Genomic DNA, 8,585 nt, shown 5'->3' on the forward strand with positions numbered 1-8,585 from the left:
ATGCGCTCATCTCGCCTAGATCATTTCATTATTTTGCTCTGTCAGTTTTTTTCCACTTTCGGGCTCATGGTGCTGATTCCAATCATGCCACTTTATATGGAAAAACTGACGGCGCATATGAGTGCTCCCACTATCTGGGCAGGTTTGGCACTCGCAGCTCCGGCTATTGGCAGCTTATTTACAGCACCAATTGTTGGCCACTTATCCGACATATTCGGCCATAAAAAAGCCTTGTTACTTTCTCTGGCTGGTTTCTGTATTTCAATACTGCTCATGGCGAGCGCCCAGTATTTATACCTATTTATTTTCGCGCGAATTTTACTCGGGTTTTGCGGTCTTTCTGTGATTTTAAATGCTTACGTTTCATATCTTTCTAATGAACAACAACGAGGTGCCGCTTTTGGGCAGCTACAAAGTAGTGTTGCGCTAGCTTGCTTATGTGGTCCCGTGCTCGGCGGGATATTTATGGATCAATGGCGGGTTGAAGTATTACTCAACGCAACAGCATTTGTTGTGATGACCTTAATTTTGATTGCGTCATTTGTATTAACCAATCCCGTTAAAACAAAGGTCACAAAAACCAAAGAAAAATCTAAGTTTCCAGCTTTCTTTGATAGAACGATTTTTTCATGGTTAAGCGCCGGCATTTTGGTTCAAGCGGGCGGCTTTGGTCTAGTGTCTTGCTTCGTTTTATACATTAGTGAAATAAGCCAGAGTACTCATTCATCATTATCTGCTGCGAGTTTAACGGGAACAATTCATGCGCTTTCATGGGGAGCAGCCTTTATTGCTGCAACCTATTGGGGAAAAAGAAATGATGATAAAGGAGATTCTTTTAATAACTTCATTTACGCGTCTTTAATTTGCGGTATCACGATTTTCGCATTGATTTGGGTTTCGAATATCTGGCTGGTTCTTGTATTACGACTCATACAAGGCTTTTGCTTTGCAGCCCTGATTCCTTCGATCTTACACACAATTTCTTTAAAAGCTGGCGCTCAAAGCCAAGGAAAAGTGATTGGTATTTCGAACAGTGCCTTTGTCTTAGGACAGCTTATTGGCCCAATCACCATCACGCTCACCTACTCATTTTTCAATATTACCGCTGCATTAATCTGCACCTCACTATTTTTTATCGGTGCGGGATTGGTGGTGATTTTGAACAGATTCTTAATGGATACAATTTTAGAAGAGGCACAAGAATGAACTCAATTATTACAACCGATGCATGGTCTTATAAACTTTTCGAACAGTACCTGAATACTTTCTTTCGTGAACTTAAAGTGAATCTTGAAGAGCACATTATTCCCTCTCAAGACTCTCCTTTATTCACACTGTATGCAGAGCGCCCAGACACACTGTATTTTGCTTATACGTTTAATGCATCTAACACGATTATTTATGGCGCAGTTCAGCATCTATCCACCACTGGTTATCATAGATATCAACGTGGTTTTTTTCTACAAAACTTAAGCGAAAATACTTTTGACTCGCTAACCAATCCTAGAAAATTAGTGAAACTCATTACAGATGAGCTAAATAGTCTATTTAAAGATAAAAACCAAAATAAGAACCTGTACTCCGATATTGTAAATAGTATCGAGAATACAAAATTCTTTTTAGAAAATAAGCCATCTCAAACGGCATCTAAAGTAGTTAGTGGTTTTCAGGCTACTGAACAAGGCATGCTATATGGGCACCCTTTTCATGTGACCTCTAAAGCCAATTTAGGTTTTTCTAAAGAAGACATGAAAAAGTATAGCCCTGAGTTAGGTGCAAGTTTCCAACTCCACTACTTTGCAATTCATTCTTCTTTAATCCAAAAGTTAGTTAGCGAAACCGAACCTTCTCATCATATTGAAAATGAAGTTTTAGAAGCTGCAAAAGAGCATTTGCAAGAGAACTTCACTAATTATGAACTGATGCCAACCCATCCGTGGCAAGCCAACTTCTTACTTCAACATCCGTCTTTAAAGAAACATCTAGATAGCCAAGACGTTATTTATCTGGGTGCATTAGGTCAAACCGTATGGCCAACTTCATCCGTTCGTACCGTGTGGTTACCTCAATCGAACCTATTTTTAAAGCTTTCCATTGATGTGCGAATTACCAGTTTCATTCGTAATAACCCAATGGATGAAATGGAACGCGCGATTGATGCGAGCAAAATTATTATTAATCACAAAATTAATGAGCAATATCCTGACTTTGTGATTCTGCCGGAGTTAGAAGCAAAAACAGTCAAAATTCCAGAGCTTGAAAGTTCATTTGGCATTATTTATAGAGCGGGACTTCCGCCAGAGGTATTAGAAAATACCCGAATGCTGGGCGGCTTGGTTGAAGAAAACGAAAACCATGAAATCCCGCTTTTAAGCATTATTCAGCAAGCGGCACCCAACCAAAACTTACAATCGAAAGATGCGAAAGACTTCATTACTTTCTGGTGGAAACAGTACGTTAAAGTTTCACTCATTCCATTAATTGAGTTGTTTGCAAATAAAGGCATTAGCGTAGAAGCGCACATGCAAAACAGTTTAATGGAATTTAAAAACAGCTATCCACATCGCCTTATTCTTCGAGACATGGAAGGCATTAGCATTGTTCCAGAAATGATAGAAGACGACTCATCTATTTCTGAAGATAGTACCGTTTGGTTCTCTCAGAAAGATGCATGGATCTTTTTAAAATATTACCTCGTGATCAATCACATTGCTCATCTCATCAGTGCAATTGCACGAGTTACCGTGATTGAAGAGTCTGAACTTTGGCAAGCCACACGCCTTACGCTCACGCAAGAAAATTTTAGCGCCAAAGGACAGCAATATCGCGATTTATTAATTCATTCACTCACATTACCAATCAAGGCAAATATGTTAAATACGCTTTACCACAGTGGTGGCAATCCAATTTGGATTGAAGTTGAAAACCCTATTTATAAATATCGCGGCGCAGAAGCGCTTTGCCCTCTTCAACCAACACAACAAACCAATTATAAAACCCTCGCGGAAAATCGCGTGATGGGCCAATTATTAGAAGCACTCATTTTTGAAAATACTTTTAAATACGAGTTTTCTAAAGGTCAGATCAAGTTTTATATTTCCGATACCGTTTTTTATACTTGCGTGGCTAAACGACATTTCAGTTTTAAACGAATTAAGCTAAATCCTTCAAGTTTAGTCCGTTCTGATATTACTTTAGGCACTGAAACTCGCCCTAACTTAAAAGCATTACTTACCGATCTAAAAAATATTATTGAAGCTGATCCTGTGAAATGGCAAAACTTTAATGATGAACTCAATTTAACTTATGTTAAACATGCTCAGACTTTGAGCCAAGTACCTGCCCAACCTTTAAGAACCTTGCCTTACCTAGAACAAGAAGCACGCATCACCAATGCGCATTTATATCATCCAAGCTTTAAATCCCGTATCGGCTTTGATTTAAAAGAAAACCAAAAATATGCACCTGAGCTTTCTGAAGGTTTTACGGTTCAATGGGTGGCAACTCATAACAGTTTATGCAAGCTGGTTTTAAGCGAAACCATTAACTTAGAGCAGCTTTATAAACAGCATTTTTCAGAAAAAGATCTACAAGCCATTAACGATCAATTGAAAAAGGAAAATGTAGATTTTAAAGATTATATCCTCACCCCAATTCACCCGTGGCAGTGGGATAAAATTATTGAATTATATTATCAAGATGCAATCAGCAACCAACTGATCATTCCGTTAGATATTGAAGGTCCGACTTATTTACCACAGCAGTCCATTCGCACATTATCAAATATTAGTGATATCTCGGCGCTTTCTCTTAAATTGGCAATGAACTTGGTCAATACTTCTACCTCTCGTGTATTGGCGCCACATACCGTTCAAAATGCGGCAAAAATGAGTGACTGGCTTTATAACATTGTTGAACAAGACCATATTTTAGAAAAACAGCGTAAGCCTGTTATTTTAAGAGAAATTGGTGGTCTTTCAGTTAACCAACAGATTGCCCTTCCTGTTCAATATGGTGCTTTGGCTTGCATTTGGCGCGAAAGTATTTACAGCTACTTAAAAGAAGGCGAATCAGCAACGCCTGTAACGGGGCTAATGCAAGTTGATACGGACCAAAAACCGCTAATCGATGAGTGGATTCAAGAGTACGGTATTGAGTTCTGGTTAGAAAAATTACTCACCAATGCTTATCTACCAATCATGCATATTCTATGGTGCCACGGCCTCGCTTTAGAGTCACATGCACAAAACATGGTACTGATTCATAAAAATGGCCTACCAGTCAAAGCTGCATTGAAAGATTTCCACGATGGAATCCGTTTTAGTCGTCATCTTTTACGCGAGCCGGGGCTTTTACCAAACTTACAAGATGCGCCAAAAGAACACGCCAAGATTAACCCGAACTCGTTCTTGGAAACCCACTCTCCAAATGAGTTAAGAGACTTTACTCAAGATGCGCTTTGGTTTGTAAATCTGGCAGAGTTAGCAATTTTCTTAAATGAACATTATAACTTCGATGAAATCAAATTCTGGACTATGTTAAGAACCATCATCAATCAACATAAAGAAGCTCATCCAGAGTTTGCTGAGCGATATGAATTGTTTAACTTTACAGATGACACCATTGATATTGAACAGCTCGCAAGCCGCCGTTTCCTTCCGGAAATTCGCCTAAGAGTACAAACCACACCAAACCCGCTAAGTCTCATTAAGGAAATTGAATATGAATAAGCATTCGATTTCTTTTAAGAAACGAATAGCAAATGGCGAGACGCTCTACGGAATATTTTGTTCCGTAGCTTCACCGGTTAATGTTGAGCAGCTGGCACTTGCGGGCTACGACTTTATTATTATCGACTTGGAACATACTTTATTTAGTACGTCTCAAGTCGAGACCATGATTTTAGCCGCTAGAACCATGAGTCTTGATGTCTTTGTAAGAGTGCCGTTAAACGCCAACCATTTAGTTCTACCTCTGCTCGATGCAGGGGTAACAGGTATTGTTTTTCCCCGTATTGAAAATGCTAAACAGGCCCAAGAAGCAGTAAACTATTGTCATTATATGCCGCTTGGGCAAAGAGGCCTTAATTCGACAAGGTTAAATCGATACGGCATGGACGATTTAGCGAGTTTCGTTCAACAAGCAGCGAACGAAACAGTTGTCGTTGCCATGATTGAAAGTTTAGAAGGACTTGAACAACTAGATGAAATATTAAAAGTTGAAGGCATTGATATTATTCTGGAAGGTGCTGCCGACCTTTCACAATCTATGGGAATGCCGTGGCAATCTAGTCATCCAAAAGTGAAAGAAAAAGTTCAAAAGATGTATGCGAAGACTAAAAATAGTCAAAAGCATTTCTGCGCTATTCCCCGAAAGCCAGAAGATATTGCAGCTTGGAAACAACAGTCTGTCCAGCTTTTTGTACTTGGTGATGACCGCAGCATCATTCGTCGTGCTCATCAAAATCATTTGAATTCCTATAAGGAAATTTCATAAATTTTCAAATGTGTAGAGTGACGGCCCAGCTTTCTCTACACAACATTTCATAAATTTGAATTTTATTCATTTTGTTAAACAACGATATTGTGAAATACAATCATTCTCATTTATAATTCGACGAATTTACAATCACTCTCAGGGCGAGAAAATGGGAAATAAGATAAAAAGTAATAAACTTTTTACTAGGAAGTCTGAAGCAAAAAATATCATTCCACTTCTATCACTTGGAGGAGCCATCTTTCTCTCAAACTCGGCCTTTGCAGCCTCGCCTTCTGAGACAACAGATGCTGAAAAAAAGCCTGAAGCACTCCCTACAATTACAATCACCGCTTCACGTGCAGATGAACTTTCTACATCTGCCAAACAAGTGGCCAAGCTAGATGAAAAACAAATTGAACTTTTAAGAAATGGTTCATCTGGAAATATTGCAACTGTTTTAGCTAAAGCCGTACCGGGCCTTTCCGACTCAAGCCGAACCATTACCGATTATGGTCAAACTTTACGGGGCCGTAATGCCCTCATCTTGGTCGATGGTGTTCCAATGAACCTGACACGTGACACATCAAGAGGTCTTTCAGCTATCGACCCTGAAAGTATTGCTAACATTGAAGTCATTCGCGGTAGTAACGCAATTTATGGTGGTGGCGCTTCTGGCGGTATTATTTCAATTACCACGAAAGCGGCTGGTGGCGAACCTACCGCCAAAACAGTCGTTGGGCTACAAACACCTTTAACAAATTTCCGTTCTAATGCTTTAAGTGGCGATATTCATCAATATTTCACAGGCAGCTTTAACGCTTTTGACTATGCACTCGACTTTGGTTACCAACGTATTGGTAGTCCGTACGATGCAAGTGGTGACCGTGTTGCTCCAGAACCAAGTCAGGGTGATTTATATGATTCTGATGGCTATAGCATCGGCGGTAAGCTTGGTTACCATATTGATGACAACCAATATGTCCAGTTTGCTGCAAACTACTATAATGCCGAGCAAGATTCAGATTATGCATCTGACCCAAGTGTGAAGAATGCCCCTGCCGGAACTGTACCAGCCAAAGCCATTAAAGGCTTAAAGCTAAAAGACCAAAATAAAAACGAAAACCAGATATACAATTTAACTTATAACCATAAAGACTTTTTTGGCAATAAGGTTGATGCCCAAATTTATTACCGCGACTTCTTTACTCGTTTTTCACCATTTGATGCACGAAAAAATGCAAATCGTGGTGGACAAGTCGATCAGATCTATCAAGAAAATAATGTACTCGGTAGCCGCTTAACTGTGACTACACCACTTGAGTTTTTAGGTGACACCTCATTGGTTTGGGGTGGTGACTTTAGCCGCGAAAAGAGCGAAATGCCTTTAGATATTTTTGATCAAAAAATTTATGACCAATCTGGTGGCTTAGAGTTTGTAAAAATTGGCAAACTTATTTATTTACCTGAACTCACCACACAAAGTATTGGTGGTTTTTTACAGTTAAAGCATCGCTTTAATGACCAATGGTCGGCAGAAGCTGGTACGCGTTATGAAGACAGCTATGCCCAAATTGATAGCTTTGTTCCATTATCACAATTAGGCAAAACTAACCCTTACACCGTTCAGGGCGGAAAAGTGAAAGCTGATGCATGGTTGTACAATGCTAATGTGACTTTCTCTCCAAACGACCAACATTCAATTTATGCATCGTTTAACCAAGGTTTTCAATTACCTGATGTAGGTTTAATTATTCGTAATGCTGGTGAAGGTTTTAACCTTGGTTCGTCATTCTTAGAACCTGTAAAAGTAGATAACTACGAGTTGGGCTGGAAAGGAAATTTCAATAACTTCTCTTCAAGCTTAGCGGTCTTCCGCTCTACTTCTGACCTTGGTGCTGTACAATCATTCAACAATGGTTTAGTCCTCGCTAGAACTAAAGAAAAAGTCACTGGTGTTGAAGCAACTTTTGACTATCTGGACGATGCCAATGTTTGGGGAACTGGTGGTAGTGTTACATGGATGAAAGGCCGTGAAAAACCGCAAAATGGTGCTGAGCAAGACATGACAGGCTTCCGTATTCCGCCATTAAAACTCACAGGCTATATTTCTTATAGCCCAACAGAAACTTGGACAAACCGTTTACAAGCCACTTACTTCGGTTCAGAAGATTACCGCCTAAACGGCAAGAATAGTTTTGGTCGCTACGATGTAAAATCTTATACAACAGCAGATTTAATCAGTAGCTTTGCACTTAATAAAAAAGACACCATGACGATTGGTTTAGAGAATATGTTTAACCGCAAGTACTATCCTCTATATAGCCAATTATTAAGAACAAGCGATAATACCAGTCACTTAGTTGCAAATGGTGTGACATTAAAAGTGACTTATAGCCATAAGTGGTAATTGAGATTTTAGTTAGTAACTAACATTATAAAAGCCCCATTATCGGGGCTTTTATTTTTAATCTAGGACATCATTATTAAAAAATAATCTAATAATTTATCTCGTTCATCTATTCTATCTTTACTCAAAAGCTGGACCATTGCCCCATCAATCACAAACAAAAACATATAGGCGTCTTCGAGTGTAGCTGTGACTTTAATGGTTAAAAGTAATTGATGTATTTGGGTCACCAACCAGATTCTATAATCAACTACCACCTTGTAGGCAGTGGGATAAAACTTTTCAATTTCAAAAATGGCCTGTAAAGGTAAACGGTACAGCCCTTCGAGGTTGGCATGCAGAAAAAAGATTTTCTTGAGCTTATCAAATACCATAAGTTCACGGTATGAATAAATAATAGAAAATACTTCTTCTTTTAGCCCGTCCTTTTGAAAGGTTAAGCACATTTCAATGAGTTTTTCTTTAGAGTGGAAATAGTTGTAAAAGGTGGCTTTGGTAATTTTGGACTCAGCAATAATTCGGTCGACACCAACCTTGTGAAATCCGTATTGTTTAAATAAATCTCTTGCTGTGTGAAGCACTCTAAGTGCTCTAAATGAAGCTTCTAAATTTGGCATAGTTATACCGCTTAAAATAATTTTTTGTTGTATATAAAAGAGATAGACATGCCGTCACTCTTAAATTGAGCGCTAAAAACAGA

General features: G+C 39.0%; 5 protein-coding genes. 4 read left to right on the top strand and 1 reads right to left on the bottom strand.

All coding sequences use genetic code 11. The annotated features are described in order from the left end of the window. The 4 genes from R5R67_RS15980 to R5R67_RS15995 all read left to right on the top strand — a co-directional run bounded on the left by R5R67_RS15980 (position 1) and on the right by R5R67_RS15995 (position 7,885). Positions 1 to 1,206, top strand: coding sequence for an MFS transporter (locus R5R67_RS15980; protein ID WP_001257905.1), 1,206 nt, complete (start codon positions 1 to 3; stop codon positions 1,204 to 1,206). Continuing rightward, the gene (locus tag R5R67_RS15985) at positions 1,203 to 4,730 is read left to right on the top strand and encodes an IucA/IucC family protein (protein ID WP_001084499.1); all 3,528 of its coding nucleotides are present in this window, start codon (positions 1,203 to 1,205) and stop codon (positions 4,728 to 4,730) included. Before R5R67_RS15980 ends, R5R67_RS15985 begins: the two co-directional genes overlap by 4 nt. After that, positions 4,723 to 5,496: an HpcH/HpaI aldolase family protein gene (locus tag R5R67_RS15990; protein WP_002062083.1), complete on the top strand. Its 774-nt coding sequence runs from the start codon at positions 4,723 to 4,725 to the stop codon at positions 5,494 to 5,496. The genes R5R67_RS15985 and R5R67_RS15990 overlap by 8 nt, the downstream gene beginning before the upstream one ends. 151 nt (positions 5,497 to 5,647) lie before the next feature. After that, complete coding sequence (locus R5R67_RS15995; RefSeq protein WP_000527019.1) at positions 5,648 to 7,885, top strand: TonB-dependent receptor; 2,238 nt, start codon at positions 5,648 to 5,650, stop codon at positions 7,883 to 7,885. A gap of 62 nt (positions 7,886 to 7,947) precedes the next feature. Here the strand turns inward: R5R67_RS15995 and R5R67_RS16000 are convergent, their stop codons facing one another. Then, positions 7,948 to 8,502, bottom strand: a complete 555-nt coding sequence (locus R5R67_RS16000; RefSeq protein WP_001133107.1) for a TetR/AcrR family transcriptional regulator — start codon at positions 8,500 to 8,502, stop codon at positions 7,948 to 7,950. Positions 8,503 to 8,585: the final 83 nt, after the last annotated feature.

This window comes from Acinetobacter sp. OYA S30, from assembly GCF_033599315.1.
Lineage (GTDB): Bacteria > Pseudomonadota > Gammaproteobacteria > Pseudomonadales > Moraxellaceae > Acinetobacter > Acinetobacter baumannii.